The sequence below is a fragment of the Nocardioides zeae genome, from assembly GCF_030818655.1.
Taxonomy (GTDB): domain Bacteria; phylum Actinomycetota; class Actinomycetes; order Propionibacteriales; family Nocardioidaceae; genus Nocardioides; species Nocardioides zeae_A.
Map to the genome: position 1 here is coordinate 1197329 of NZ_JAUTAN010000001.1, position 26369 is coordinate 1223697.

The following is a 26369-nucleotide window of genomic DNA, read 5'->3' on the forward strand; positions in this document are numbered from 1 at the left end:
CGCTCCCGTCCCCGCTCCCGCTCAGCCCTCGGGCTGGCAGTGGGGGCACCAGTACGTCGACCGCTCGCCCCGCTCGGGCGCGTCCGTCTCCGCGCGCATCACCACCTGCACCGTCGTGCCGCAGCGCCGGCACGGATCACCGGCCCGTCCGTAGACCCACAGCTGCTGCCCGCGGCGCAGCACGCCCGTCGTGCAGCGCGACGTCCGCTCCCGGTTGGCATCGAGCATGGCCTGGGAGCGGGTGAGCAGACGCGGCAGGTCCGGCACGGCGTCCACCGGCCGGCTCGGGTGCAGCCCCATGACGAAGCAGATCTCGTTGACGTAGACGTTGCCGATCCCGGCCAGGTTGCGCTGGTCGAGCAGCGCCTCGACGAGAGGGCGGTCCGGGCGCTCGCGGAGCCGACGCTCGGCCTCGACCGGGTCCCAGTCCGGGCCGAGGAGGTCGGGCCCGAGGTGGCCCACCGCGTCGTGCTCGTCGCTGGTGGGCATGAGGTCGACCACCCCCAGCGCGAAGCCGATCGCCTGCACGGGGCCGGCGGTGAGCACGACGCGCGCCTGGTGGGCGGGGCGCCGCCACCGGCCGTCCCGGGCGGTCGTGGTCTGCCAGATGCCCTCCATCTTGAGGTGCGTGTGCAGCGTCCACGCGCCGCTCGTGTGCTCCAGACGTGTGAGGAGGTGCTTGCCGCGCGGGATCGTGCCCGCGTAGCGCGCACCGTCGAGGTCGACGGTCGCGTAGCGCGGCACCCGCAGGTCCACGCGGTCCAGCACCCGCCCCGCCAACGCGCGGTCGAGACGTCGCGCGGCCTGGAAGACGGTGTCGCCCTCAGGCACGGAGCCGCAGCCCCTTCGGGGTCGCCACGAAGCCCGCGGCGTCGAGGGCGGCCCGCACCGGGGTGTCCCGGGCGCCGCCGAGGAGCTGGGCGCCGTCGGCCTGCTCGACGGTCAGCCGGCCGAGGGCGCCCCGCTGGACGGCGCCCGCCAGCGCGTGCGCGGCACGACCGAGCGGGTCGGCCTCCCCGGTGAACGTCAGCAGGGTGCGCCCCCCGCGCTCCACGTAGAGCACCAGCTCGCCGTCCACCGTCACCACCAGGGCCCCGGCCTTGCGCCCGGGCCGGTGGGTGCTGGTCGGAGCCTCGGCCTCGCCGGCCTCCTCCCCGCCGCGGCCGACCGAGCCGGGCCGCTCGGGCCAGGGCAGCGCCGCGCCGTACGGGTTCGCGGGGTCCGTCGCGGCGAGCACGTACGTCGACGGCTCGCCCGCCGCGCCGTCCACGCCCGCGGCGGGCTCGGCGAAGGTGCGCAGCCGGTCGACCGCGCCGGTGGTGCCGAACTGGGCCGCGCCGAGACCGGCGACGAAGTAGCCCCGGCGGGTGCGGCCCGACTCCTCGAACGCCGAGAGCACGCGGTAGGCCCCCGCGAACCCGCCCGGCAGCCGCTCCGCGACGACCGCGCCGCGGGTGACGACACCGTGGCGGGCGAGGAGGGCCTCCGCCGCCGCGTGGCCCCGCCGTGTCGCGTCCTCGTCGACGGGCGGCAGGGCCGCCCACCGCCCGCTCGTCGCGGGGCCGGCGACGCCCGCCGCACGCGAGCCTGCCCCCGCTCGGCCGGGGCGCGGCGGGAAGGACCGGCCCGATCCACCGCGGGCGCGGGGAGCGCGGCGCGCCGACCGGTGGGCTCCCGTGCCGCCCAGCCGGCCGCGCAGGGGCGCGAAGGTGTCGTTGGTGACGCGTCCGGCCCAGACGAGGTCCCACAGCGCACCGGCGAGGGCGCCGTCGTCCGTCGTGCCCACGGCGTCGCCCAGCTGGCGGAAGAACCACGCGCCGCCCGGGGCGAGCGCGGCGAGCACCGCGTCGTGCAGCTCCGAGGCGTCGTGGGGGGCGGGCAGCGGGAGGGTCAGGTCGGCCGCGTCGACCGGGTGGAGGGTCACCCACCCGTCCGACCCCGGCAGCGCACCCTGGCCGGCCCAGACGACCTCACCGCCGGCGGTGAGCTCGTCGAGCATCGCCGGGGCGTAGTCGCGCACCCGGGCGGGCAGCACGAGCGACTCCCACGCGCTGGCCGGGAGCGCACACCCGGCCAGCTGGTCGACGACCGTGAGCACGCCGTCGACGCCGTGCAGCCCGCCGCGTCGGCCGGCACCGCGCGGACGGGGAGCACCCGGGCGCGAGCGGGCGTCGTCCGGCTCGGGCGGCGGAGCCGCGGCGACCTGCTGCCAGGCCGGCAGGAACCGCGCGAGGGCGGCCGGTTCGACCGGCTCGACCTCCTGGCGGAGCCGGGCCAGGGAACGGCGCCGGATCCGCCGGAGCACCTCGTTGTCGCACCACTCGGCCCCGCTGCCGCCCGGACGGAACTCGCCGTCGGTGACGCGCCCCTCCGTGCGGAGGCGCTGCAGGGTCGTGTCCACGACCGCCGTTCCCAGCCCCAGCCGCGTGGCGACGTCGGCGGTCGTGAAGGGCCCGTGCGTGCGGGCGTACCGCGCCACCAGGTCGCCCAGCGGATCGGCCACCGGCTCGGCGAAGACCTGCGCGACGCCGGGCGGCACCGCGACGCCGAGGGCGTCCCGCAGGCGGCCCACGTCCTCGACCACCGCCCACCGCTCGTCGCCGGCCATCCGCACCTCGACCGCGCGGCGGGCGTCGGCGAGGCTGCGCAGCCAGTCCGTGGCCGCCGCGGGCTCGGTGACGCGCGCGGCCACCTCGGCCGCACTCAACGGGCCGACCACGCGCAGGAGGTCGGCCACGCCCTCGGCGTCGCGTGCGCCACGATCGGTCGTCGTGCGCTGCAGCTCCTGCTCGACCTCGGCGATCACCTCGGGGTCGAGCAGGTCCCGCAGCTCGGTGCGCCCGAGCAGCTCGGCGAGCAGCGCCGGGTCGAGGGAGAGCGCTGCTGCGCGCCGTTCCGCCAGGGGCGAGTCGCCCTCGTAGAGGAACTGCGCGACGTACCCGAAGAGGAGCGAGCGGGCGAACGGCGAGGGGGAGGCCGTGTCGACGTCGACCACCTGCACCTCCCGTCGGTCGACCCGACGGTGCAGGTCGAGGAGCGCTGGCAGGTCGTAGACGTCCTGGAGGCACTCCCGCACGGTCTCGAGCACGACGGGGAACGACGGGTACTTCGCCGCCACCTCGAGCAGCTGCGAGGCGCGCTGCCGCTGCTGCCACAGGGGCGACCGGCGGCCCGGCTGTCGCCGGGGGAGCAGCAGGGCGCGCGCCGCGCACTCGCGGAAACGCTGGGCGAAGAGCGACGACCCGCCCACCTCGGTGGTGACGATCGCCTCCAGCTCCTCGGGCTCGAAGACGAGCACGTCGCCGCCGGGCGGGTCCTCGCCCGTGTCGGGCAGCCGCACCACGATGCCGTCGTCGAAGGCGTGCGCCTGGCCGTCGACGCCGTACCGCTCCCGCACCCGGGCGTTGATCGCCAGCGCCCAGGGCGCGTGAACGGGGATCCCGTACGGCGAGTGCAGCACCAACCGCCAGTCGCCGAGCTCGTCGCGGAAGCGCTCCAGCACGAGCGTGCGGTCGCTGGGCAGCACCGAGGTCGTCTCGCGCTGCTCCGCGACGTACGCCACCAGGTTGCCCGCGGCCCACTCGTCGAGCCCGCTCTCGATCGCGCGGGCGACCGCCTGGGGCTCGGGCAGGGCGCCGAGCTCCCGGTGCAGCGCGCCGACGGCGGCTCCCAGCTCGGCGGGACGACCGGGGGAGTCGCCGTGCCAGAACGGGAGCCGCCCCGGCACGCCCGGCGCCGGGGTGACGAGCACCTGGTCGTGGGTGATGTCCTCGATCCGCCAGCTCGTCGCGCCGAGGGCGAACACGTCGCCCACCCGCGACTCGTAGACCATCTCCTCGTCGAGCTCGCCGACGCGACGGCCCGGCCCTCGGCCCCGCTCGTCGCCACCGACGATGAAGACGCCGAACAAGCCGCGATCGGGGATGGTGCCGCCGCTCGTGACGGCCAGGCGCTGCGCGCCCGGGCGGGCGGTGAGGTTGCCGGTCACGCGGTCCCAGACGAGGCGGGGGCGCAGCTCGGCGAACTCGTCGGAGGGGTAGCGCCCGCTGAGCAGGTCGAGGGTCGCGTCGTAGGCGCTGCGCGGCAGCGTCGCGTACGGCGCCGCGCGACGCACGAGGGCGAAGAGCTCGTCGACGTGGGCGGGCTCGAGCGCGACGGCCGCGACCACCTGCTGCGCCAGCACGTCGAGCGGGTTGGACGGCACGCGGAGCGACTCGATCGCTCCCGTGCGCATGGAGTCGACGGCCACGACCGTCGGCGCCAGGTCGGCCCGGAACTGGGGGAACAGCACGCCGTGGGACACCTCGCCGACCTGGTGGCCGGCCCGGCCGACGCGCTGGAGGGCGCTCGCGACGCTGGGCGGCGAGCCGATCTGCACCACCAGGTCCACGGCGCCCATGTCGATGCCGAGCTCGAGGCTGCTCGTCGCGACGACGCAGGGGAGCCGCCCGCTCTTCAGGTCGTCCTCGATGATCTCCCGCTGCTCCTTGGAGACCGACCCGTGGTGGGCGCGGGCGACGAGGGCCGCGGCGCCGCTCGTGGAACCGGACTGGCCGGCCAGCTCGGCCGGGGGACGGGTGGGCAGCGCGGGGCCGGGCCCCTCCTCGCCCTCGCCCTCCCGCGCCTCCGCACGCTCCTGGGCGAGCGTGTTGAGGCGTGCCGTGAGGCGCTCGGAGACGCGACGCGAGTTGGTGAAGACGATCGTCGACCGGTGGGACTCCACGAGGTCGAGCACGCGCTCCTCCACGTGCGGCCAGATCGAGGTCGCCGCCCGCCCCGAGTCGGGGTCGTCCTCGTCGTACTCGCCCGGGGCGGTCATGTCCTCGACCGGCACGACGACCCCGAGGTCCCACTGCTTCTGAGACGGCGGGGCGACGATCTCGACGGGACGGCCGCCGGCGAGGAACCGCGCCACCTCCTCGATGGGTCGCACGGTCGCCGACAGCCCGACCCGCTGCGCCGGCTGGGGGAGCAGGGCGTCGAGGCGCTCGAGGGTGAGGGCGAGGTGAGCGCCCCGCTTGCTGCCCGCGACGGCGTGGACCTCGTCGATGATCACCGTCTCGACCCCGCGCAGCGCCTCCCGCGCCTGCGAGGTGAGCATGAGGAAGAGCGACTCGGGCGTCGTGATGAGGATGTCGGGCGGACGGGTGCCGAGACGGCGGCGATCCGCCGCCGAGGTGTCCCCGGAGCGCACGCCGACCTGCACCTGGGGCACCTCGACGCCGAGGCGTTCACCGGTGGCGCGCAGCCCGACCAGCGGGGTGCGCAGGTTGCGCTCGACGTCGACCGCGAGGGCCTTCAGCGGCGACACGTAGAGCACCCGGCAGCGGTGCGCCGCCTCCTCCGGCGGGGGCGTCGTGGTGAGCCGGTCGATCGCGGACAGGAACGCCGCGAGCGTCTTGCCCGACCCGGTCGGCGCGACCACGAGCGCGTGGCTGCCGGAGCCGATGGCCTCCCAGGCCCCCTCCTGCGCCGGGGTCGGCGTCGCGAAGGCAGCCGTGAACCACGCCTGGGTCACCTCCGAGAAGCGAGCGAGCGCGGATGCCGACATGCCGTTCATCCTTGCAGCGTGCACCGACAGCCCTGAGGGGCCGGCCGGAGGGCCGCGCGGATCAGTCCAGGATCGCGTCCCCGGTGGGCATGTTGACGAGCATCCGCTGGTAGAACGCCATGTCGATCCACTGGTCGAACTTGTTGCCGACCTCCTTGAACTCCCCGACCTTGGTGAAACCGCACGCGACGTGCAGCCGCTCGCTCGCGGGGTTCGGCAGGGCGACGGCCGCGATCGCGGTGTGCACACCCGAGACGGCCATGGTCTGCAGCAGGGCGGGGTAGAGGAGCCGCCCGATGCCGCGCCCGCGGACGGAGTGGTCGAGGTAGATCGACGTCTCGCGGGTCAGGTCGTAGGCGGGACGCGGTCGGAACGACCACGAGTAGGCGTAGCCGACGACGTCGTCGGCGCCGTCCACGGCGACGATGAGGTGGTCGCCCGGGTGCTGGCCGTCGAGGCGCTGCCGCCAGTACTCCCGGTCGGGGGGCTCCAGGTCGAACGTCGCGAGGGAGTGCTCGACGGCGTGGTTGTAGATCGCCGAGATCCGGGGGAGGTCGTGCTCGTGGGCGGACCGCGTCGCGTAGTCGTCCATCCGGGCATTCTGCCCCCGAGCCGACGCGGCGGCCCGCAAGGGGGCTGCGTCGGCAGTGTCCCGCTGCTCGTTGGCAGCCTCCGCGCTCCCCGGCGTGGTCCGCCCCTGCGATCATGGCCCGCGTGAGTGAGGTGACCACCGACGAGCCCTTCGTCGCAGCCGACGCCGACACCAAGGACTGGACCTGGGTGCTGGACCGCGCGTGCCCCGACTGCGGCGTCGCCGCCGGAGCCGTTCCCCTGACTGCCGTCCCCGACCTGCTCGCCGCGGCGGCCGCGACGTGGACCACGGTGCTCGACGGGCCGGGGACCGACCCGGATCGGCTCCGGCGACGCCCGCGGCCGGGGGTGTGGTCCACGACGGAGTACGCCGCGCACGTCCGCGACGTGCACCGGGTCTTCGACGACCGCCTGGCCCTGGTGCTGGCCGCGCCCGGCGACGAGGGCGCGACCTTCGCCAGCTGGGACCAGGACGCGGCCGCGGAGTCGGGGCGCTACGACCTCGAGGACCCCCGCGACGTGGCGCAGGAGCTCGCGGCCGCGTCGGCGCGGGTGGCGGAGCGCTACGCCGGCGTCCGTCCCGAGGACGCCGGACGTCGCGGGCTGCGCAGCAACGGGTCCGCCTTCACGGTGACGACGCTGGCGCGCTACCACCTGCACGACGTGCTCCACCACCTCCACGACGTCGGCGCGCCCGTGCCGGGCGGTGGCGCGGCGTGAGGCACACCGAGTTCTGGACGCGCCTCGAGTCCGCCATCGGTCCCGGGCGGACCCGGGCCTGGGCGAACAGCCACGTGATGCCGGCGCTCGGCAACCGCACCGCGGTCGAGGCGCTCGAGGCGGGCGAGGACCCCAAGACCGTGTGGGCCGTCGTGCACCGCACGCTCGAGCTGCCCGAGTCCGAGCGGTGACCGCGGGCTCGGACGCCGTCGCCCCGACCACGCCGTTCCCCGACCGGCCTGACGACGCCGCGCGGATCCAGCGACGCACGGTCGTCGTCCTGGTGCTGGCCCAGGCCGTCGGCGCCGTGGGCATCACCATCGGCATCGCGACGGCGAGCCTGCTGGCCCGCGACCTGTCCGGCTCGGACGCCCAGGCCGGTCTCGCGCAGACCGCCCAGGTCGTCGGGGCCGCGGCCGCGGCGTACGTGCTCGCCGGTCTCATGGCCTCCCGCGGACGCCGCGTGGGGCTGCTCGCGGGGATGCTGACGGGGGCCGCGGGCGCGGCGCTCGCCGTCGTCGCGGGGGTCATCGGGTCGATGGCGCTCCTGCTCGTGGGCTCGGCGCTCCTGGGCGCGATGACGGCGGCGAACAGCGGGTCGCGGTACGCCGCGGTCGACCTGGCCGCGCCCCTGCGGCGCGGGCGGGCCCTGTCGCTGGTGGTGTGGGCGACGACCGTCGGCGCGGTCGCCGGCCCCAACCTGACGGGCGTCTCGGGATGGATCGCCCGCCGCATCGGTGTGCCCGAGCTGACCGGCCCCTTCGTCATCGGCGCGGTCGCGATGCTGCTGGCGGCGCTCGTCGTGGGGGTGGGCCTCCGCCCCGACCCGCTGCTGACGGCGCGGCGGCTCGCGGCCGGCACCGCGGGGAGCGCGCCGGTCCGCCGCCGTGGCATCGACTGGGCGGTCGTGCGGGAGGTGCTCGCGACCCGGCCCGCGGTGACCGCCGCGGTGGTGGCCCTCGCGTGCGCCCACGCGGTGATGGTCGCCGTGATGGTGATGACGCCGCTGCACATGGAGCACGGCGGCGCGGAGCTCGACGTGATCGGCCTGGTCATCAGCATCCACGTGCTCGGCATGTTCGCCTTCTCGCCGCTCGTCGGCCTCGTGGCCGACCGCGGAGGACGAGGTCCCGCCCTGGGGATCGGTGCGGCGGTGCTGCTCGTCGCGCTGGGCCTGGCCGGGACGTCGCCCGAGGGTCACTCCTGGCACATCGCGACCGGCCTGTTCCTCCTCGGCCTCGGCTGGTCGTTCGCGACGGTGGCGGCGTCGACCGCGATCGCCGACGGCACGCCGCTCGAGGCGCGCACGGACGTGCAGGGCGCCTCCGACATGGTCATGGGCCTGACCGCCGCCGTCGGCGGCGCGCTCGCGGGCGTCGTGGTCGGGGCGTGGGGCTTCGGCTGGCTGGCGGCGGGCGCCGCGGTGCTGGTGCTCGCGCTGTTCGGTGCGGCCGCGGTGACGGTACGGGCGGGAGCGGCGCGGTCCGACGAGGGGCACGATCCGACCTGAGGCGCGTCGCGACACGCCGAGCGGCGGAGTCGTCCGTCGAACACGTGTTCGTCTACGCTTGCTGTCCACAGGCACACGATCGGGTCGAGTTCTCCCCAGGCGTCGCGCGGCGCTCAGGGTTGTCAGTGGCTCGGCCTAACGTCGTGCCCATGAACTCACGTGGTGGCCGCCGGCCATCGAACGACTCGGGCGGAGCCCGGAGGGAAGGACACACCATGGCTGGTGCAGACCGCGGCAAGGCGCTCGACACGGCGCTCGCGAGCATCGAGAAGCAGTTCGGCAAGGGCTCGATCATGCGGCTGGGCGACGACACCCGCGCGCCGCTCGAGGTCATCCCCACGGGATCCATCGCGCTCGACGTCGCGCTCGGTCTGGGCGGCCTCCCGCGCGGCCGCGTCGTGGAGATCTACGGTCCGGAGTCGTCCGGAAAGACGACGGTGGCGCTCCACGCGGTCGCGAGCGCCCAGCGCGCCGGCGGCATCGTGGCGTTCATCGACGCCGAGCACGCGCTCGACCCGGAATACGCGAAGAACCTCGGCGTCGACACCGACGCCCTGCTGGTCTCCCAGCCCGACTCGGGTGAGCAGGCGCTCGAGATCGCCGACATGCTGGTGCGCTCCGGTGCCCTGTCCCTCATCGTCATCGACTCCGTCGCGGCGCTCGTGCCGAAGGCCGAGATCGAGGGCGAGATGGGTGACAGCCACGTCGGTCTCCAGGCCCGCCTGATGAGCCAGGCGCTCCGCAAGATGACCGGTGCCCTCAACGGCGCCAACACCACCGCGATCTTCATCAACCAGCTGCGCGAGAAGATCGGCGTCATGTTCGGCTCGCCCGAGACCACGACCGGTGGTCGCGCGCTGAAGTTCTACTCGTCGGTCCGCCTCGACGTCCGTCGCATCGAGACGCTGAAGGACGGCACCGACATGGTCGGCAACCGCACCCGCGTCAAGGTCGTGAAGAACAAGGTGGCCCCGCCGTTCAAGCAGGCCGAGTTCGACATCATGTACGGCAAGGGCATCAGCCGTGAGGGCGGCCTGATCGACGTCGGTGTCGAGGCAGGCCTCGTCCGCAAGGCGGGTGCGTGGTACACCTACGACGGCGACCAGCTCGGCCAGGGCAAGGAGAACGCGCGCAACTTCCTGCGCGACAACCCCGACCTGGCCGACGAGCTCGAGAAGAAGATCCTCGAGAAGCTCGGCGTCGGCCCGCAGGTCGACCAGCCGGCCGAGCCGCTCGGCGTCGACGACTTCTGAGATGACGGCCCGAGCGGCCGGATCGCACGAACCCGGCACCGGCGCCCCGGGGGATGACCCCTGGGCGCCGCCGCCGGAGGACGAGGCGGCCGCGGTCCCCGACGCCGATGTCGAGCAGGTGGCGCGCACCATCCTGCTCGACCAGCTGACGGGTCGTGCGCGGAGCCGGCAGGAGCTGGCGACGAAGCTCGCGTCACGCAACGTCCCCGCGGAGGTCGCCCACCGCTTGCTCGACCGCTTCGAGGAGGTCGGGCTCGTCGACGACGCGGCCTTCGCCCGCACCTGGGTCGAGGGCCGTCGCTCCGCCAAGGGCCTGGCGCGACGGGCGCTCGCACAGGAGCTGCGCCGCAAGGGCGTGGACGACGAGGTGGCACGGGAGGCCCTGGCCGAGGTCGAGCCCGACGACGAGACGGAGACCGCGCGCGTGCTGGTGCGCAAGAAGCTGCGCTCGATGAGCGGCCTCGAGGCACCCGTGGCCACGCGTCGCCTGGTCGGCATGCTCGCGCGCAAGGGATACGCGCCGGGCACGGCCTACAGCGTGGTGCGCGAGGAGCTGGCCGCGCGCGGCGACGACGTCGATGCGCTCGACGGCGCCGGCGAGACCGACTGAGCGCTGCCCGGCCGCCGGGTGGCGGATGGGATAGTGGCCGGGTGGACCTCTCCTCCTTCCGCGTGCAGCCGGGTCCGGTGGACCTCACGTCCCACCCCACGTCCGGATCGCCGGGGTTCGACGGCGGCAAGGCCGCGGGCAAGGACGCCCTGGCCGCGGTGGCCGAGGAGCTGGCCGACCTCCAGGAGCGCCTCGTCGCGACCGGCCGCTCGGCGGGCGACGACGCGCCGAGCGTGCTGCTCGTCCTCCAGGGCATGGACACGTCGGGCAAGGGCGGCACGGTGCGCAAGGTGTTCGGGCTGCTCGACCCGCAGGGCGTGCGGGTGGCGTCCTTCGGAGCCCCCACGCCCGAGGAGCTCGCCCAGGACTTCCTGTGGCGCGTGGCCCGGAAGGTGCCCGGCCCGGGCCAGGTGGGCGTCTTCGACCGGTCGCACTACGAGGACGTGCTGGTCGCGCGGGTCCGGTCGCTCGCGTCGCCGGAGGAGGTCGAGCGGCGGTACGGCGCGATCAACGACTTCGAGGCAGGTCTGCGGGCCGGTGGCACGCGCATCGTGAAGGTGCTGCTCCACATCTCGCCCGACGAGCAGAAGGAGCGTCTGCTGGCGCGCCTCGACGACCCGACGAAGCACTGGAAGTTCTCGCCCGCCGACATCGACGACCGCGCGCTCTGGGCGGACTACCAGCGGGCCTACGAGATCGCCCTGGAGCGCACCCACAGCGAGGACGCGCCGTGGTACGTCGTGCCCGCCGGCTCGAAGTGGTACCGCAACCTCGTCGTCGCCCAGCTGCTCCGTGACGAGCTCCGCGCGCTCGACCTGCACTGGCCGTCCGCGTCGTTCGACCCCGACGAGCAGCGTCGCCGCCTCACGGAGCAGGACCCGCTGGCATGATCCCGGTCCAGCACGTCACGCGCTACGTCACGCCCCTCCGGCGAGGGCGGCAGCCTCCCGGGCGTCGTCGAGGCCGACGACCTCGGCACCTACGTGTGCAAGTTCCGCGGCGCGGGACAGGGGCTGCGGGTGCTCGTCGCCGAGGTCCTCGTCAGCGGCCTGGCCCGCCGGCTCGACATCCGCACCCCGCGGCTCGTGGCGCTCGACCTCGCGCTCGACCTCGCACGCTACGAGGCCGACGAGGAGGTGCAGGACCTCCTGCGCGCGAGCGTCGGGCTCAACCTGGGGGTGGACTTCCTGCCAGGGGCCTTCGGGTTCGACCACGCGGAGCCGCAGGACGCGACCGCCGCGGCGCGCATCCTGTGGCTCGACGCGTTCACGGCCAACGTGGACCGCTCGTGGCGCAACCCCAACCTGCTGCGCTGGCACGGCGACGTCTGGGCCATCGACCACGGCGCCTCGCTCTACTTCCACCACGCCTGGGCGGGCGGCATCACCGACCCGGCGCGGTTCGCCGCCCAGCCGTGGAGCATCGCCGACCACGTCTTCGCCGACCACGTCGGGGACCTGCCGGCCGTCGATGACGCGGCCCGCGCCGTACTGGACGAGGACGCCCTCGCGGCGATCGCCGCCGAGGTGCCCGACGAGTGGCTCGAGCCGGTGCCCGGTGCGGACGACGCGGAGGCGGTGCGTGCGGCGTACGTGCGCTTCCTCGGCGCCCGGCTCGGCTCCCGCTCCTGGCTCCCGGGGGCAGCGGCATGAGCGCGGCGATGCCTTACCAGTACGTGGTGCTGCGCTGCGTCCCGCGGGTCGACCGCGAGGAGTTCCTCAACGTCGGCGTGGTGCTCTACTGCGAGGAGGCGCGGTTCCTCGACGTCGCGTGGGCGGTGGACGAGGCGCGGCTCGGCGCCGCCTTCCCGTCGCTCGACCTCGCGGCGCTGTGCCGCTCGCTCGAGTTCGTGGCGGGCGTGTGCGCGGGCGACGACCGCGGCGGCTCCGCGGGTGCCCATCCGATCGGCACCCGCTTCGGCTTCCTCAAGGCCCCGCGGAGCACGGTCGTGCAGCCGGGCCCGGTGCACGGCGGTACGACGACCGACCCCGCCTCCGACCTCCGCCGCCTGCTGGCCCACGCCGTCTGACCCTCCACCTCAGCCCGAGGACGAGGCGACGTCACTTTCCCCGGTCGACCGGGGAACACGCCACTTAGACCATCAACATTGATACGCGAAGCGGCACTTTCCCCGGTCGACCGGGGAAAGTGCCGCTTCGTCGTTGTGGACGCGGGAGGGGCCGAGGGCTCAGACGGGGACGAGCTCGACGGCGCCGACGGCGTACCGGGCGAGGATCGTGCGGGCGACCTCGGGGTGGGCGCCGAGCGGGTCGGACACCGCGACGGCGCCGGCCTCGAGCGCGAGCTCCGCGGACCGGTCGGCGAGGAAGCCGGGTGCGAGGAACAGCGAGGCGACGGCGATGTGCCGGCGACCCTCGGCGCGGAACGCCCGCACGGCCTCGCCCGTGGCCGGGGGAGCGGTGGACGCGAACGCGGCGGTCACCGGCAGCTTGTGGCGGGCTCCCCAGACGCGGGCCAGACGGGCCACGGCCTGGTTGGCGAGCGCGTCGCTCGAGCCCGCGGCGGCGAGCACCAGGGCGTCGAGCTCCCGCACCCGGGCGGAGCGCAGCGCCGAGCGCAGGCGCTCGTCGAGGATCTGCAGGAACGCGGTCTCGAGGCCGAGGATCCCGGCGGCGCGGATCCGGAGGCCCTCGTGCCGGGCGGTCGCCTCGGCGATCGCCGCCGGGACGTCGACCTTGGCGTGGTAGGCGTCCGAGAGCAGCAGCGGGACGACCACGATCTCCTCGTGGCCGGCGCGGACCAGACGGTCCACGACGGTGTGGAAGTCCGGCTTGGCGAGCTCGAGGAACGCGGACTCGATGCGCAGGTCGGGACGCTGGGCGCGCACCTCGGCGACGAGGGCGTTGATGGTGGCGGCCGAGCGGGGGTCCCGGCTGCCGTGGGCGAGAGCGATGAGTGCAGGGGCGGCCATGACGGCCTCCTTCCTGGGGCTCCGGGCCGACACGGCCCGGTGGAGGTGGTGCTGAGGTCGAGGGGCGCGCTCGATCCGGGTGAGCGCGCCGTGCAGGTGCTGCGGGACGGCCGGAGCCGGCATCACATGTGGATGCCGCACTCCGTCTTGTTCGTGCCGGCCCAGCGACCGCTCCGGGGGTCGTCGCCGGGTGCGACACGACGCGTACACGGCCAACAGCCGATCGACGGGTAGTTGTCGTAGACGAGCGGGTTCACCAGCACGCCGTTCTCCGCGATGTAGGTGTCGACGTCCTCGTCGCTCCACCGTGCGATCGGGGAGACCTTGACCTTCTTCTTCTTCGCATCCCAGCCGACGACCGGGGCGATGACACGGTTCTTCGTCTCGGCACGGCGCAGGCCGGTGGCCCACGCGTCGTACCCGTCCAGGGACGTGCGCAGCGGCTCCACCTTGCGGAGCGCGCAGCACAGGTCGGGGTCGCGCTTGAACAGCTCGGGACCATGCTCCGCGTCCTGCTCGGCCACGGTCTGCTTCGGCTCGATCGTGATGACGTTGACGTTCATCGTCGCCGCGACGGCGTCGCGCGTGCCGATGGTCTCCGCGAAGTGGTAGCCCGTGTCGAGGAAGACGACGTCGACGCCGGGGGCGACCTTGGCCGCCAGGTGCGCGACCACCGCGTCGCCCATCGAGGACGTGATGCAGAACCGCTCCCCGAAGGTCGCGAACGCCCACTCGAGGATGTTCTCGGCGGGGGCCAGCTCGAGCTCGGCACCGACGTTCTGCACGATCTCGCGCAGCTCCTCGGACGTGCGGCCGGCGGTCTCGCTGCCGCGGTTGGCGCGAGCGGCGCTGGTGGCGATCATGCGGAGGCTCCCTTCGACGAGGTCGAGCCGACGCCCGCGGGGCGGGCGAGCTGGCCGACGTAGCGCAGGGTGAAAGCGCGGAGGCACGCGCGGCATTCCCACGCTCCGGCGGGCGAGGACACCTGGCGCGTCTCGGGGTCGGTCACCTCGTGCGGCCGCAGGTCCTCGTCGGCGCAGTAGGGGCAGTGGTAGGGAGCGGCGCGCTCAGACACGGGCCACCTCCTTCTCCGCACCGGCCACCTCGCCGCGCAGGCGGGCCTCGTCGGCGCGCACGACCCACGTCGCGAAGCTCTCGTCGGGCTCCCGCTCGTCCAGGTACGCCGTGACGACGGCCGTGATGTAGTCGTCGAGCCCCGCGCTGGTCACCTTGTGGGCGCGCAGCTTGCGGCCGAAGTTGGCGTGGAGGCCGGTCGCGCCGCCGAGGTGCACCTGGAAGCCCTCGACCTGCTCGCCGTGCTCGTCGAGCACCAGCTGGCCCTTGAGCCCGAAGTCCGCGACCTGGGTGCGCGCGCAGGCGTTCGGGCAGCCGTTGATGTTGACGGTGATCGGCACGTCGAGGTCCGGGACCCGCTGCTCGAGCGAGGCGATGAGGTCGCGACCGCGGTCCTTCGTGTCGACGATGGCCAGCTTGCAGAACTCGATGCCGGTGCAGGCCATCGTGTTCTGGCGCCAGTTCGACGGGCGTCCGTCGAGCCCGATCGCGGCGGCGGCGTCCAGGAACGCCTCGACCTGGTCGGCGTCGACACCCAGCACGACGATCTTCTGGTACGCCGTCAGCCGGGCTCCGGCCGCGCCGTACTCCTCGACGAGGTCGCCGAGGGCGGTGAGGATGGTGCCGGAGACCCGACCGACCGTCGGGGCGAGCCCGATGTAGAACTTGCCGTCCTTCTGGCGGTGCACGCCGATGTGGTCGGCGGGCCGCACCGGGACCTCGGGGGAGGGCGTGGAGACCAGCTCGCGCTTCAGGTACTCGGTCTCGAGCACCTCGCGAAACTTCTCCTTCCCCCAGTCGGCCAGCAGGAACTTCAGCCGGGCCTTGGAGCGCAGGCGGCGGTAGCCGTAGTCACGGAAGATGCTGGCGACGCCCTCCCAGACGTCCGGCACCTCGTCGAGCGGGATCCAGACACCCAGCTTGTGGGCGAGCATCGGGTTGGTCGACAGGCCGCCGCCGACCCACAGGTCGAACCCGGGGCCGTGCTCCGGGTGCACGGTGCCGACGAAGGACACGTCGTTGGTCTCGGGGGAGACGTCGTGGCCCGGGTGGCCGGTGAGCGCGGTCTTGAACTTGCGGGGGAAGTTCGAGAACGCCGGGTCGCCGAGGTAGCGCCGCTTGATCTCCTCGAGCGCGCTCGTGCCGTCGATGATCTCCTCCTCGGCGACGCCGGCGACCGGCGAGCCGAGGAACGGGCGGGGCGAGTCGCCGCAGGCCTCGAGCGTGTCGAGCCCCGCCTCGTCGAGGATCTCCCAGATGGTCGGGACGTCCTCGACGCGGATCCAGTGGTACTGGATGTTCTCGCGGTCCGTGACGTCCGCGGTGTCGCGGGCGAACTCGGTGCCGACCCGACCCAGGGCGCGGAGCGCGTCGGCCGAGAGCAGCGCGCCGTCGGAGCGGACCCGCATCATGAAGAAGCGGTCGTCGAGCTCCTCCTCCTCGAGGGTGGCCGTCTTGCCGCCGTCGAAGCCGGGGGCGCGCTGCGTGTAGAGACCCATCCAGCGGAAGCGGCCGCGCAGGTCGGCCGGGTCGATCGAGTCGAAGCCGCGCTTGGAGTAGATGTTGATGATCCGCGCCCGCACGTTGAGCGGGTTGTCGTCCTTCTTGGACTGCTCGTTCTTGTTCAGCGGCTCCGTGTAGCCGAGCGCCCACTGGCCCTCGCCGCGCTTGCGGCGGGTGGTGGCGCGGGGGGCGGGAGTTGCCGGGGAGTTCACTGCAGTCTGTCCTTCGCGGGGGTTGCCGGACCGCGGGCAGCGCTCACGCCGGTACGGCGCGGGGGATGGTGGCCTGCCTACGACCCGAACGGGTTCGGGGTCGGTGCGCGCTCGGGCGACGGGGCGGGAGCAGCGCGGACGAGGAGAGTCAGGAAGGCCAACACATGGAGCTGCGCGTGCGCATGAGGTCCACGTGGCGTCGAACCACGAGGTACGCGTGCGTCGCAGCAGAGATCATGGGCAGGAGTCTCATCCTGCGGACGGCCTCCCCACAACCGCAGATCTCATGATGTGAGAACGGCGTCCACAATTCGGACAACAGGCGCCGCCAGCAGGGATTTCACGGACGTCCTGAGGCCCAGGTCACAGCTCCGTGACCTCCGAGGCCCGCCTTGTCCGACGAATCGACGGTAGGTCACGGGCTCATTACGCTGACGCCCATGACCGACCTGATCAGCAGCACCTACTCCCAGGCTCTCGAGGTCATCGCCTCGGTGGAGCCGCGCGTCGCCGACGCCACCCGCGCCGAGCTGGCGGACCAGCGCGCGTCGCTCAAGCTCATCGCCTCGGAGAACTACGCCTCGCCGGCCGTGCTGCTGACGATGGGAACGTGGCTCAGCGACAAGTACGCCGAGGGCACGGTCGGTCACCGCTTCTACGCGGGCTGCCAGAACGTCGACACCGTCGAGTCCCTCGCGGCCGAGCACGCGCGCGAGCTGTTCGGTGCCGAGTACGCCTACGCGCAGCCGCACTCCGGCATCGACGCCAACCTCGTCGCCTTCTGGTCGATCCTCGCCCACCGCGTCGAGGGCCCGTGGCTCGAGAAGGCCGGGGCCAAGAACGTCAACGACCTCACCGAGGCCGACTGGGAGGAGCTCCGCAACGAGCTCGGCAACCAGCGGCTCCTCGGCATGAACCTCGATGCCGGCGGCCACCTCACCCACGGCTTCCGCCCGAACATCAGCGGCAAGATGTTCCACCAGCAGCAGTACGGCACCGACCCCGAGACCGGCCTGCTCGACTACGACGCCGTGCGTGCCAAGGCCAAGGAGTTTCGGCCCCTCATCCTCGTGGCCGGCTACTCGGCGTACCCCCGCCGCGTGAACTTCGCGAAGATGCGCGAGATCGCCGACGAGGTCGGCGCCACGCTCATGGTCGACATGGCGCACTTCGCCGGCCTCGTCGCCGGTGGCGTGTTCACCGGCGAGGAGAACCCGGTGCCCTACGCCCACGTCGTCACCACGACCACCCACAAGTCGCTGCGCGGCCCGCGCGGCGGCATGGTCCTCGCCACGGAGGAGTACGCCCCGAGCGTCGACCGCGGCTGCCCCATGGTGCTCGGCGGCCCGCTGCCGCACGTGATGGCCGCGAAGGCCGTGGCGCTGGCCGAGGCCCGCCGGCCGGAGTTCAAGACCTACGCCCAGCAGGTGGCCGACAACGCCCAGGCGCTCGCCGAGGGCTTCCTCAGCCGCGGTGCCACGCTCGTCACCGGCGGCACCGACAACCACCTCGTGCTGGTCGACGTCTCGTCCTTCGGCCTGACCGGCCGCCAGGCCGAGTCGGCGCTGCTCGACGCGGGCATCGTCACCAACCGCAACTCGGTGCCGGCGGACCCGAACGGTGCCTGGTACACCTCCGGCATCCGCCTCGGCACGCCGGCGCTCACCACGCGCGGCTTCGGCAAGGACGAGTTCGACCGGGTCGCGGACCTCGTCGTCGACGTCCTGCGCAGCACCGAGCCCGGCACCACGAAGGCCGGCGCCCCGTCCAAGGCGTCCTACGTCCTCGCCGACGGCGTCGCCGAGCGGACCCACGCCGCGTCCGCCGAGCTGCTCGGCAAGCACCCGCTCTACCCGGGCCTCGAGCTCGCCTGAGCCGGTCCACCGGTGCCGCTGGCGGGGCGGTCGCTCAGCCCCGCCAGCGGTACTCGACCTCCGGGCGTCCGGTCCCGCCGTACCGCGGCGCCCGCTCCAGCCGGCCCGTGTCGGCGAGGTGCTCGAGGTAGCGCCGTACCGTGACGCGGGAGGCGCCGACCCGCTCGGCGACCTCGGTCGCCGAGACCCCGGCGTCCGCTGCGCGCACCGCCTGCGTGACGTCGCGCAGCGTCTCCGCGCTCATCCCCTTCGGGACGGTGCCGGCGCTCGGCGAGCGCAACGAGCCGAGCAGCCCGTCCACCTCCTCCTGCGCCACCTCGCCCCCGGAGGCCAGCGAGGCGCGGTACGCGGCGTACTGCTCGAGCTTCGCCCGGAACGTCGGGAACGTGAACGGCTTCAGCAGGTAGAGCACCACCCCGTGGGCGACGGCCTGCCGCACCACGTCGGCGTCCCGCGCCGAGGTCACGGCGATGACGTCGCACAGGTGGCCTGCGGCGCGCATGCCCCGCACCAGGCCCAGGCCGTGCCCGTCCGGCAGGTGCATGTCGAGGAGCACGAGGTCCACCTGCTCGCGGGACAACGCCCGGGCCGCCTCCGCGGCGGAGCGGGCGACGGCGGCCACCTCGAAGCCGTCGACGCGGGCGACGTACGCCGCGTGCGCCTGCGCCGCCGTCGCCTCGTCCTCGACGACCAGCACCCGGACGGTCACGGCCCCGTCACCGCCGTCACGCGGGAGCCGGCCGGGGCCAGGTCCACCGTGAAGGAGGCGCCGCCGAGCGGCGAGGCGCCGACCGCCACGTCGCCGCCGTGCCGCCGGGCCACCTGCGCGACCAGGGCGAGGCCGAGCCCGCGTCCCGGACCCTGCGCGTCGGCCGAGGCCTTCGTCGACCACCCCCGCTCGAAGGCGTGCGCCGCCTCCTCCTCGCTGAGGCCGGGGCCCGAGTCGTCGACGACCACCTGCAGGGTGCCGGGGCCGGCGGTGCCGGGGTGGAACACGACGCGTACGACGCGGTCCGCGCTCGGCGGCACCTCGGCCAGCGCGTCGAGGGCGTTGTCGACGAGGTTGCCCACGACTGTGACGATGTCGCGGGGCGGCACCGGGAGGTCGGCCGGCACGGCGCCCCCCAGGCGCAGGTCGACGCCGCGCTCGGCGGCCTCGGCGGTCTTGCCGAGCAGCAGCGCGGCGAGCACGGGGTCGCCGGTCGCGGCCACGACCCGGTCCGTGAGCAGCTGGGCCACCTGCAGCTCCTCGGTGGCGAAGTCGACGGCCTCCTCGTGGCGCCCCATCTCGACGAGGGAGACCACGGTGTGGAGCCGGTTGGCCGCCTCGTGGTTCTGCGCCCGGAGCGACTCCGACAGCGCGCGCACGACGTCGAGCTCGCCCGTGACGGTCTGCAGGTCGGTCCGGTCGCGGAGGGTGACCACGGAGCCCACCGTCGCATCGCGCCAGCGCGCGGATGAGGAGCTGACGACCAGCACCTTGTCGCCCGTGACGTAGAGGTCGTCACTCGCGACGCGCCCCTCGGACACGGCCGCGACCAGGCCCGGCGGCAGGCCGAGCTCGCGCAGCGGCGTACCGACGACGCCGTCGCGGGGGAGGTCGAGCAACCGGCGGGCCTCGTCGTTGACGAGGGAGACCCTGCCCTGTCCGTCGACGAGGAGCAGGCCCTCGCGCACGGCGCCGAGGACCGCGGCGTAGTACTCGTACATGCGCGTCATCTCACGCTCGCCCATGCCGTGGGTCTGGCGGCGCAGCCGTCGGGCCACCAGGCCGGCCCCGGCCAGGCCGACACCGAGCACCGCGGCGGCGGCCAGCCCGATCCACAGGAGGTCCCCCTGGACCGACTGGGAGATCCGGTCGATGCTCACGCCCACGGCGACCAGGGCGACCACCTCGGTGCCGTCGCCCGTCGCGCCCCCGGCGAACACGGGCACGACGGCGCGGACGGACGGGCCCAACGTGCCGACGTACTCCTGCACGAAGACCCGGCCCTCGGGCGCGTCCCCGACGTCGCCCACGAAGCGGCGGCCCACCTCGGCGGGGTTGGGGTGCGTGAAGCGGATGCGGTCGAGGCCCATGATCGTCACGAAGTCGACGGCCGCGTCGTCCTGCACCTCGGACGTCCAGGGCTGGAGGGCCGCGTTGGGGTCGTCGCCCACCACCGCAGCGGCGACCGCGGGGGAGTCGGCGAGCGACTCCGCCACCGCGACGGCACGGTTCTCCGCGTTCTCCCGGTTGTCGGAGCGGGCGTCCACGACGGCGAGCCCCACCGCGACCGCCACGAGCACGAGCATGGCGACGACCTGCAGCGCCAGCACCTGACCGGCGACCGAGAGCTCCCGTCCCGAGCCTGGGTCCCGTCGCCGCGTCATGCGGCGCATTGTGCCGCACGGGTGCGTGTCCGGGGACGTCCGGATGTGGTCGCGAACACAACGACCACAACGGTGACCGCGGTCACGAACGCAACGAAGGTGTGACCCACGTCCCCCTCACGCAGCGGGCCCAGACAGGAGTTCCACCATGAGCAGCAGCACCTCGGCAGCGCCGGCGCAGAAGCGCAAGAGCAACGCCCGCACCCACTACCTCTACATCGCGGTCATCGTGGCCGTGGCGCTCGGCATCCTGGTCGGCGCCGTGGTGCCCGACTTCGCCGTCGAGCTCGAGCCCATCGGCAAGGCGTTCGTCGCCCTCATCAAGATGATGATCCAGCCGATCATCTTCTGCACGATCGTCCTCGGTGTCGGCTCCATCCGCAGCGCCGCCAAGGTGGGCAAGGTCGGCGGCCTGGCCCTGGGCTACTTCATCGGCATGAGCACCTTCGCGCTGGCCATCGGCATGGCGGTCGGCAACTTCCTGCACCCGGGTGAGGGCCTCGTCGTCAACGACCAGGTCGCGGCGTCCGGCGCGGAGATCGCCAGCAACGCCTCCCACGGCAGCACGATGGAGTTCCTCGTCGGCATCATCCCGACGTCGCTCGTCTCGGCGCTGACCTCCGGCGAGGTGCTGCAGACGCTGTTCGTGGCGCTGCTCGTGGGCTTCGCCCTGCAGGCCATGGGCAAGGCGGGCGAGCCCATCATCAAGGGCGTCGGCCACATCCAGCGCCTGGTCTTCCGCATCCTCGCGATGATCATGTGGGCCGCGCCGGTCGGCGCGTTCGCCGCGATCGCGGCGGTCGTCGGCGCGACCGGCCTCGGTGCGCTCAAGTCGCTCGCGGTGCTGATGATCGGCTTCTACATCACCTGCGCGCTCTTCGTCTTCGTCGTCCTCGGCACGCTCCTCAAGGTCGCCGCGGGCATCAACATCTTCGCCCTGCTCAAGTACCTCGGCCGCGAGTTCCTGCTCATCGTCTCGACGTCGTCGTCCGAGTCGGCCCTGCCCCGCCTCATCGCCAAGATGGAGCACGCGGGCGTCGACAAGTCCACGGTCGGCGTGGTCGTCCCGACGGGCTACTCCTTCAACCTCGACGGCACCGCCATCTACCTCACGATGGCCTCGCTGTTCATCGCCTCCGCGATGGGTGACCCGCTGAGCATCGGCGAGCAGGTCTCGCTCCTCGTCTTCATGATGATCGCCTCGAAGGGTGCCGCGGGCGTCACCGGCGCCGGCATGGCGACGCTGGCCGGCGGCCTCAGCTCGCACCGCCCCGAGCTGGTCGACGGCGTCGGCCTCATCGTCGGCATCGACCGCTTCATGTCGGAGGCCCGCGCGGTCACGAACTTCGCCGGCAACGCCGTCGCCACGGTGCTCATCGGCCACTGGACCGGCGGTCTCGACCGCGAGCAGTACAAGGGCGCGATCTCGGGCGCCATCCCGTTCGACGAGTCGACGATGGTCGACGACCACGGCGCCACCGAGCCGGCCGACTCGCCGGACGACGAGGCCGCCCGCGTCGCCCAGGAGAAGGTGCTCAGCCGCGCCTGATCTCCCCCCACCCCACGGGGACAGGCCCACGGGGCCCGGGACCGACACGATCGGTCCCGGGCCCCTTACGGTTTCCTGCATGACCGCGCCCACCGCTCCCGCCGCGGACGGCTCGGGCCGGTCGGGCCGACCGGGCCGACCGGGCCCGACCCGCCGTGCGCGGCTCGCCCGTGCGCGGCACCTGCTGTGGCGCCTCGTCGTGACGACGGTGGGCGCCTGCCTGCGGAACCGGGTGACCGGCCTGGCGGCGGAGGCGGCGTTCTTCGCGATCCTGTCGGTGCCGCCCCTCGTCTTCGCGCTGGCCGGTGCGATCGGCTACGTCTCGGAGCACTTCTCCCAGGCGGAGGTCGAGGAGGTGCGCTCCTTCGTCGTCGAGCTCTCGTCACGGGCGCTGACGGACGCGGCCGTGGACCGGATCGTCGTGCCGACGATCGACGAGGTGCTGGAGGGCGGGCGCTTCGACGTGATCTCCATCGGCTTCGTGCTGGCCCTGTGGTCGGGGTCGCGGGCGCTCAACGTCTTCGTCGACACCATCACGATCATGCACGGTCTCGGCGGCAAGCGGGGGATCGTGGCCACCCGCGCCCTCTCCTTCGGGCTCTACCTGCTCGGGCTGGTCATCGGGGCGGTGACGCTGCCCCTCGTGGTGGCCGGCCCGACCCTCCTCGCCCGACTGGCCCCACCGCGCCTGGCCTTCCTCCTGGAGTTCTACTGGCCGACGGTCCTGCTGCTCGGCATCTGCTTCCTCGCGACGCTCTACCACGTCGCCGTACCGGTGCGGACGAAGTGGACCTTCAACCTGCCCGGTGCCGTCTTCGCGCTCGCCTGCTGGGTCCTGGGCTCCGCCGCGCTGCGGTGGGGGCTCACGGTGACGTCGGCCGAGTCGAGCTCGATCTTCGGTCCGCTGGCCGCGCCGATCTACGTGCTGATCTGGCTCTACCTGCTGGCCATCGCCGTGCTCATCGGCGCCGCGGTGAACGCCGCGTTCGACGAGGTCTTCCCCCAGACGGTGACGGCGACGGCGCGCCGCGAGCTCGCCCGCCTGCTGCGCTCCCGCCGGGCCGGCGCGGACGCCGTCGTGGGAGACTGACGCGCGTGTCGAACGTGCACCTGCCCCGTTCCGTGGTCGCCGTCGGAGCGCTCGTGTGCGTGGGTGGCGGCTACCTCCTGGGCGTCGTCGTGACCTCCGGGCCCACCGACCTCGTCCGTGCCGAGGTGGCGTCGTTCGACGCCGGCACCAACGAGCTCTGCCTGCGGGGCGGCGACCTCGCCGACCTCCCCGGCGCCGCGGGCGAGGACGTGCGGGGCGAGGGCGACGACGCCGAGCTGTGCGGCTACTGGATGCGCCCCGAGGACGCGGCGACCCCGCGCGCCGGCGACGCCTTCGAGGTGACGGTCCGGCTGACCGACGACCCGCCGAGCGGGGACCGTGGTTCGGCGAACGTCCTCATCTACGGCGACCTCGTCGACTAGATTTCCACCGTGCCCGACCGCCCCTCCCACGACTCCGCGGCCGCCGGTCGGGTCGCCCTCCCCGACCGGCAGCGCTCGCCGTGGTTCGAGCTCCTCAAGCGCCTGGGCGCCGCCATCGGCATCCTCGTCGGCACCGTGCTGCTGGTGTACGTCGACCGCGAGGGCTACACCGACAACAACGACCCCACCCGGGCCGTCGACCTGGTCGACGCGCTCTACTACACGACGGTCACGCTGAGCACGACTGGGTACGGGGACATAGCCCCGGTCAGCACGCAGGCGCGGCTCGTCAACGCGTTCGTCATCACGCCCGCGCGCGTCGGGTTCCTGGTGCTGCTCATCGGCACCACCCTGGAGGTCCTCGCCTCGCAGGGTCGCGAGATGTTCCGGGTCAACAGGTGGAGGAAGCGCATGGCCGAGCACGTCGTCGTCATCGGCTACGGCACGAAGGGCCGACGCGCCGTCGACACCCTGGTGCAGAACGGCTGGGACCGCGACGCCGTGGTGGTCGTCGACCCCCGGCAGACCGCGATGGACGACGCCCACGCCGACGGGCTGGCGATCGTGATCGGCGACGCCACCCGCCGCGACGTGCTCCGCCGCGCCCGGGTGGCGGAGGCCACCCAGGTCGTCATCACCACCGACCGCGACGACACCAACGTGCTCGCCACGCTCACGGTCCGCCAGCTCAACCCGGAGGCCTCCATCGTCACGGCCGTCCGCGAGCAGGAGAACGTGCCCCTGATGCGCCAGAGCGGCGCCGACTCCGTCATCACCTCGTCCGACGCCGTCGGTCGCCTCCTCGGCCTGTCGTCGCTGTCGCCGGCGCTGGGCTCCGTCATGGAGGACCTGCTCACGTACGGCGAGGGGCTGGAGGTCGCGGAGCGCGACCTGCTCGTGACGGAGGTCGGCAAGGCGCCCCAGTCGCTGCCCGACCAGGTGATCGCGGTCGTCCGCGACGAGCGCGTCTACCGCTACTTCGACCCCGTCGTCACGCAGCTCGCGCGCGGCGACCACCTCATCGTCGTGCGCCCGGCCCAGGAGCTGGCGTGGGCACCGCGACCCGGCACCCACGGCGAGGCGTCCGCGTCGGCGGAGGACTGAGCCCGTGGTGACCAGCGAGCAGGTCGCTCGCCCGCTCGTGCGCCCGGCCGATCGCCGGGGCCTGCGGTGGCTGCCGCTGTGGGCCGTCCTGGTGGCGGGCCTGACGGTGCTCGGCCGGCTCACGGCGACGGAGCCGGGTGCCCCGTCCCTCGTGGTGCCGTCGGCGGGCGTCGCCGTGCTGTGGCTCCTGTCACGCCGGGTCTCGATCATCAGCCTCGACGGGCTGGCCCTCACCGCGCTCCTGCTGGCCGTCGTCCTGCTCTCCGGCCTGTCGGTCGTCGTGGGCGTCGCGCTGCTGCTCGGCGTCGTCGCCCAGGTCGCCCTCACCGCGGCGCTGCTCCGTCGCTGGTGCCCGGAGGTCTGGGGGGTCGGCCGCGGCGGGGAGGCGGTCGACAGCTCGCGCGACCTGCTCCACCTGGTCGGTGCAGTCGCGGCCGGCGGCCTCGCCGGTGGGCTCGTCGCCGTGCTCGGGCTGCTGGTCGAGGGTGCCGCCCCGGGACCGCTCGACGGCGCGCTCCTGGTGGGCCGCGCCGTGGCCGGCGGCGTCTTCGTGGTGCCGCCCGCGCTCGTCGTCGGTCGTGCCTGGGCCGTCCGGCGCGGGGACCGCGCCGACGGCCGGGCCGCCGACCAGCCCGCCGACCAGGGCGGTCCCTGGGAGCTGGCCGCCCTCGTCGTGGCCTCGGTGGCGCTCTACGGCCTCGCCTTCGTCCCCGACTCGCTCCCGCTCGCGTTCCCCCTCCTCATCGTGACGGGGTGGGTCGCCCTCCGCTTCTCCACCGCGACCGCGGCGGTGCACGGCGTGCTCGCCGGCATCACGGTCGTCGTGTGCACCCTCCAGGGCAGCGGCCCGTTCGCCGTCACGGACGACCCGCGCATGGGGGCCGTCCTCGCCCAGCTCTACGTGTGCGTCGTCATCGTCGCCGCCCTGACGCTCGGGGTCGGTCGTGACGAGCGGCGCCAGCTGCTGCGGGAGGTGCGCCACGCCCAGGCCGACGCGCAGCGCCAGTTCTCCCTGATGCGCACGATGGTCGACACGATGCCGGAGGGTGTCCTCGTCCTCGAGGGCGAGGACCGGGTGCTGCTGCGCAACCCCGGGGCGTCCGTGATCGGCGAGGAGGGGTCCTTCACCCTCCACGACCTGGCGGGCCGGCCCTTGCCGCCCGACCGGATGCCCTCGACGCGTGCCCTGCGGGGGGAGGACGTGGTGGAGCGGATCCTCGTGCGCATGGCGGACGGCTCGACGGAGCTGCTCGTCGAGGTGACGGCCACGCCGCTGCCCCGCGACGAGGACCTCCCGCCCCGCGCCGTCGTCGTCGCCCGCGACGTCACCGCGGAGGAGCTGCAGCGCCGCGAGCTCGCCGCCTTCGCCGGCGTGGTCGCCCACGACCTCAAGAACCCCCTGGCCACGATCGACGGCTGGGTCGCCCTGCTCGCCGACGAGATCGAGGACGGGGACCCGGCCGACGGCGCCCTCGTGCGGCAGGTCGTGGACAAGGTGCAGTCGGCCTCGGGGCGGATGCAGAGCCTGATCCGCCACCTGCTCCAGCACGCCACCAGCCGTGACGCCGAGCTGCACGCGGTCGACATCGACATGACGGCGCTGGTGCAGGACATCGTGGCCGGCCGAGAGGCGGGCGGCGCGGTCCGGGTCGAGGCCCTGCCGGTCGTGCACGGCGACGAGAACATGCTGCGCCAGCTGTTCGAGAACCTCGTCGGCAACGCCCTGAAGTACGTGGTGCCCGGGGAGCCCGCCCGGGTCGTCGTCGACGGGCACGCCACCGAGGACGGCGCCGTGCTCCTGGCGGTCACCGACAACGGGGTCGGCATTCCGGACGACAGCAAGGACCTCGTCTTCCAGCAGTTCTACCGGGCCCACGCCTCGGCGTACTCCGGCACGGGGCTCGGCCTCGCCATCTGCCGGCGGATCGTCGACCGCCACCAGGGGGCCATCGCCGTGCGCGACAACCCCGCGGGCCGCGGCACGCGGATCGAGGTCGTGCTGCCGGGCGCGCGCGACGCCGTCGAGGGCTGACGGCCGCG

Annotated in this window: 23 protein-coding genes; 14 read left to right on the top strand and 9 right to left on the bottom strand. The window is 73.9% G+C overall.

Going from position 1 to position 26369, the window contains the following annotated elements; translation table 11 throughout:
- Positions 1-21 precede the first annotated feature (21 nt).
- From QE405_RS05730 to QE405_RS05740, 3 genes are all read right to left on the bottom strand, one after another.
- A complete protein-coding gene (locus QE405_RS05730; protein WP_307199250.1) occupies positions 22-831 on the bottom strand; it encodes a DNA-formamidopyrimidine glycosylase family protein in 810 nt (269 codons plus the stop codon).
- Complete coding sequence (locus tag QE405_RS05735; RefSeq protein ID WP_307199251.1) at positions 824-5551, bottom strand: ATP-dependent helicase; 4728 nt, start codon at positions 5549-5551, stop codon at positions 824-826. The genes QE405_RS05730 and QE405_RS05735 overlap by 8 nt, the downstream gene beginning before the upstream one ends.
- Positions 5552-5612: 61 nt before the next feature.
- Entirely contained in the window at positions 5613-6143 is a 531-nt protein-coding gene (locus tag QE405_RS05740) for a GNAT family N-acetyltransferase (RefSeq protein WP_307199252.1), read from the bottom strand.
- A 122-nt stretch (positions 6144-6265) separates the two neighbouring features.
- On the opposite strand from QE405_RS05740, the gene QE405_RS05745 reads away from it, so the two are divergent.
- The 8 genes from QE405_RS05745 to QE405_RS05780 all read left to right on the top strand — a co-directional run bounded on the left by QE405_RS05745 (position 6266) and on the right by QE405_RS05780 (position 12264).
- On the top strand, positions 6266-6862 hold the full coding sequence (locus QE405_RS05745) for a DinB family protein (RefSeq protein ID WP_307199253.1): 597 nt from the start codon (positions 6266-6268) through the stop codon (positions 6860-6862).
- Entirely contained in the window at positions 6859-7053 is a 195-nt protein-coding gene (locus QE405_RS05750) for a DUF3046 domain-containing protein (RefSeq protein ID WP_307199254.1), read from the top strand. Before QE405_RS05745 ends, QE405_RS05750 begins: the two co-directional genes overlap by 4 nt.
- On the top strand, positions 7050-8372 hold the full coding sequence (locus QE405_RS05755; protein WP_307199255.1) for an MFS transporter: 1323 nt from the start codon (positions 7050-7052) through the stop codon (positions 8370-8372). The genes QE405_RS05750 and QE405_RS05755 overlap by 4 nt, the downstream gene beginning before the upstream one ends.
- A 215-nt stretch (positions 8373-8587) precedes the next feature.
- Entirely contained in the window at positions 8588-9625 is a 1038-nt protein-coding gene (gene recA / locus QE405_RS05760; protein ID WP_163770529.1) for a recombinase RecA, read from the top strand.
- Between the two features lies 1 nt (position 9626).
- Positions 9627-10235: a regulatory protein RecX gene (locus QE405_RS05765; protein WP_307199256.1), complete on the top strand. Its 609-nt coding sequence runs from the start codon at positions 9627-9629 to the stop codon at positions 10233-10235.
- Between the two features lie 41 nt (positions 10236-10276).
- Positions 10277-11125 (top strand): PPK2 family polyphosphate kinase, encoded by an 849-nt coding sequence (locus QE405_RS05770; protein ID WP_307199257.1) that lies wholly within the window; start codon positions 10277-10279, stop codon positions 11123-11125.
- 93 nt (positions 11126-11218) lie between these two features.
- Complete coding sequence (locus QE405_RS05775) at positions 11219-11887, top strand: hypothetical protein (protein ID WP_307199258.1); 669 nt, start codon at positions 11219-11221, stop codon at positions 11885-11887.
- An 8-nt stretch (positions 11888-11895) separates the two neighbouring features.
- A complete protein-coding gene (locus tag QE405_RS05780) occupies positions 11896-12264 on the top strand; it encodes a DUF3037 domain-containing protein (protein ID WP_307199259.1) in 369 nt (122 codons plus the stop codon).
- 159 nt (positions 12265-12423) lie between these two features.
- On the opposite strand, the gene QE405_RS05785 is transcribed toward QE405_RS05780, so the two are convergent.
- The 4 genes from QE405_RS05785 to QE405_RS05800 all read right to left on the bottom strand — a co-directional run bounded on the left by QE405_RS05785 (position 12424) and on the right by QE405_RS05800 (position 15956).
- Positions 12424-13167, bottom strand: coding sequence for a sirohydrochlorin chelatase (locus tag QE405_RS05785; protein WP_307199260.1), 744 nt, complete (start codon positions 13165-13167; stop codon positions 12424-12426).
- Between the two features lie 122 nt (positions 13168-13289).
- Positions 13290-14030 (bottom strand): phosphoadenylyl-sulfate reductase, encoded by a 741-nt coding sequence (locus QE405_RS05790; protein ID WP_307199261.1) that lies wholly within the window; start codon positions 14028-14030, stop codon positions 13290-13292.
- Complete coding sequence (locus tag QE405_RS05795) at positions 14027-14242, bottom strand: hypothetical protein (RefSeq protein ID WP_307199262.1); 216 nt, start codon at positions 14240-14242, stop codon at positions 14027-14029. The genes QE405_RS05790 and QE405_RS05795 overlap by 4 nt, the downstream gene beginning before the upstream one ends.
- Positions 14235-15956, bottom strand: coding sequence for a nitrite/sulfite reductase (locus QE405_RS05800; RefSeq protein WP_307199263.1), 1722 nt, complete (start codon positions 15954-15956; stop codon positions 14235-14237). Before QE405_RS05800 ends, QE405_RS05795 begins: the two co-directional genes overlap by 8 nt.
- 440 nt (positions 15957-16396) lie before the next feature.
- Here QE405_RS05800 and QE405_RS05805 point away from each other — a divergent pair, with 440 nt between their 5' ends.
- Positions 16397-17830, top strand: a complete 1434-nt coding sequence (locus QE405_RS05805) for a glycine hydroxymethyltransferase (protein WP_307199264.1) — start codon at positions 16397-16399, stop codon at positions 17828-17830.
- Between the two features lie 34 nt (positions 17831-17864).
- Here the strand turns inward: QE405_RS05805 and QE405_RS05810 are convergent, their stop codons facing one another.
- Together QE405_RS05810 and QE405_RS05815 are read right to left on the bottom strand one after the other, a co-directional pair.
- Positions 17865-18539, bottom strand: coding sequence for a response regulator (locus QE405_RS05810; protein WP_307199265.1), 675 nt, complete (start codon positions 18537-18539; stop codon positions 17865-17867).
- Positions 18536-20203, bottom strand: a complete 1668-nt coding sequence (locus tag QE405_RS05815) for a sensor histidine kinase (protein WP_307199266.1) — start codon at positions 20201-20203, stop codon at positions 18536-18538. The genes QE405_RS05810 and QE405_RS05815 overlap by 4 nt, the downstream gene beginning before the upstream one ends.
- Before the next feature lie 148 nt (positions 20204-20351).
- On the opposite strand from QE405_RS05815, the gene QE405_RS05820 reads away from it, so the two are divergent.
- From QE405_RS05820 to QE405_RS05840, 5 genes are all read left to right on the top strand, one after another.
- Positions 20352-21752: a cation:dicarboxylate symporter family transporter gene (locus QE405_RS05820; protein ID WP_307199267.1), complete on the top strand. Its 1401-nt coding sequence runs from the start codon at positions 20352-20354 to the stop codon at positions 21750-21752.
- Between the two features lie 79 nt (positions 21753-21831).
- Positions 21832-22842 (top strand): YihY/virulence factor BrkB family protein, encoded by a 1011-nt coding sequence (locus QE405_RS05825; RefSeq protein ID WP_307199268.1) that lies wholly within the window; start codon positions 21832-21834, stop codon positions 22840-22842.
- A 5-nt stretch (positions 22843-22847) separates the two neighbouring features.
- On the top strand, positions 22848-23225 hold the full coding sequence (locus QE405_RS05830) for a hypothetical protein (protein WP_307199269.1): 378 nt from the start codon (positions 22848-22850) through the stop codon (positions 23223-23225).
- Positions 23226-24329, top strand: a complete 1104-nt coding sequence (locus tag QE405_RS05835) for a potassium channel family protein (protein ID WP_373459482.1) — start codon at positions 23226-23228, stop codon at positions 24327-24329.
- A 4-nt stretch (positions 24330-24333) separates the two neighbouring features.
- Entirely contained in the window at positions 24334-26361 is a 2028-nt protein-coding gene (locus QE405_RS05840) for a sensor histidine kinase (RefSeq protein WP_307199271.1), read from the top strand.
- Positions 26362-26369: the final 8 nt, after the last annotated feature.

Coding starts and splice junctions, on each gene's coding strand:
- QE405_RS05780 (WP_307199259.1), top strand. CDS start 11,896: ATGCCTTACCAGTACGTGGTGCTGCGCTGCGTCCCGCGGGTCGACCGC.
- QE405_RS05765 (WP_307199256.1), top strand. CDS start 9,627: ATGACGGCCCGAGCGGCCGGATCGCACGAACCCGGCACCGGCGCCCCG.
- QE405_RS05740 (WP_307199252.1), bottom strand. CDS start 6,143: ATGGACGACTACGCGACGCGGTCCGCCCACGAGCACGACCTCCCCCGG.
- QE405_RS05735 (WP_307199251.1), bottom strand. CDS start 5,551: ATGTCGGCATCCGCGCTCGCTCGCTTCTCGGAGGTGACCCAGGCGTGG.
- QE405_RS05785 (WP_307199260.1), bottom strand. CDS start 13,167: ATGGCCGCCCCTGCACTCATCGCTCTCGCCCACGGCAGCCGGGACCCC.
- QE405_RS05825 (WP_307199268.1), top strand. CDS start 21,832: ATGACCGCGCCCACCGCTCCCGCCGCGGACGGCTCGGGCCGGTCGGGC.
- recA (WP_163770529.1), top strand. CDS start 8,588: ATGGCTGGTGCAGACCGCGGCAAGGCGCTCGACACGGCGCTCGCGAGC.
- QE405_RS05805 (WP_307199264.1), top strand. CDS start 16,397: ATGACCGACCTGATCAGCAGCACCTACTCCCAGGCTCTCGAGGTCATC.
- QE405_RS05820 (WP_307199267.1), top strand. CDS start 20,352: ATGAGCAGCAGCACCTCGGCAGCGCCGGCGCAGAAGCGCAAGAGCAAC.
- QE405_RS05815 (WP_307199266.1), bottom strand. CDS start 20,203: ATGACGCGGCGACGGGACCCAGGCTCGGGACGGGAGCTCTCGGTCGCC.
- QE405_RS05790 (WP_307199261.1), bottom strand. CDS start 14,030: ATGATCGCCACCAGCGCCGCTCGCGCCAACCGCGGCAGCGAGACCGCC.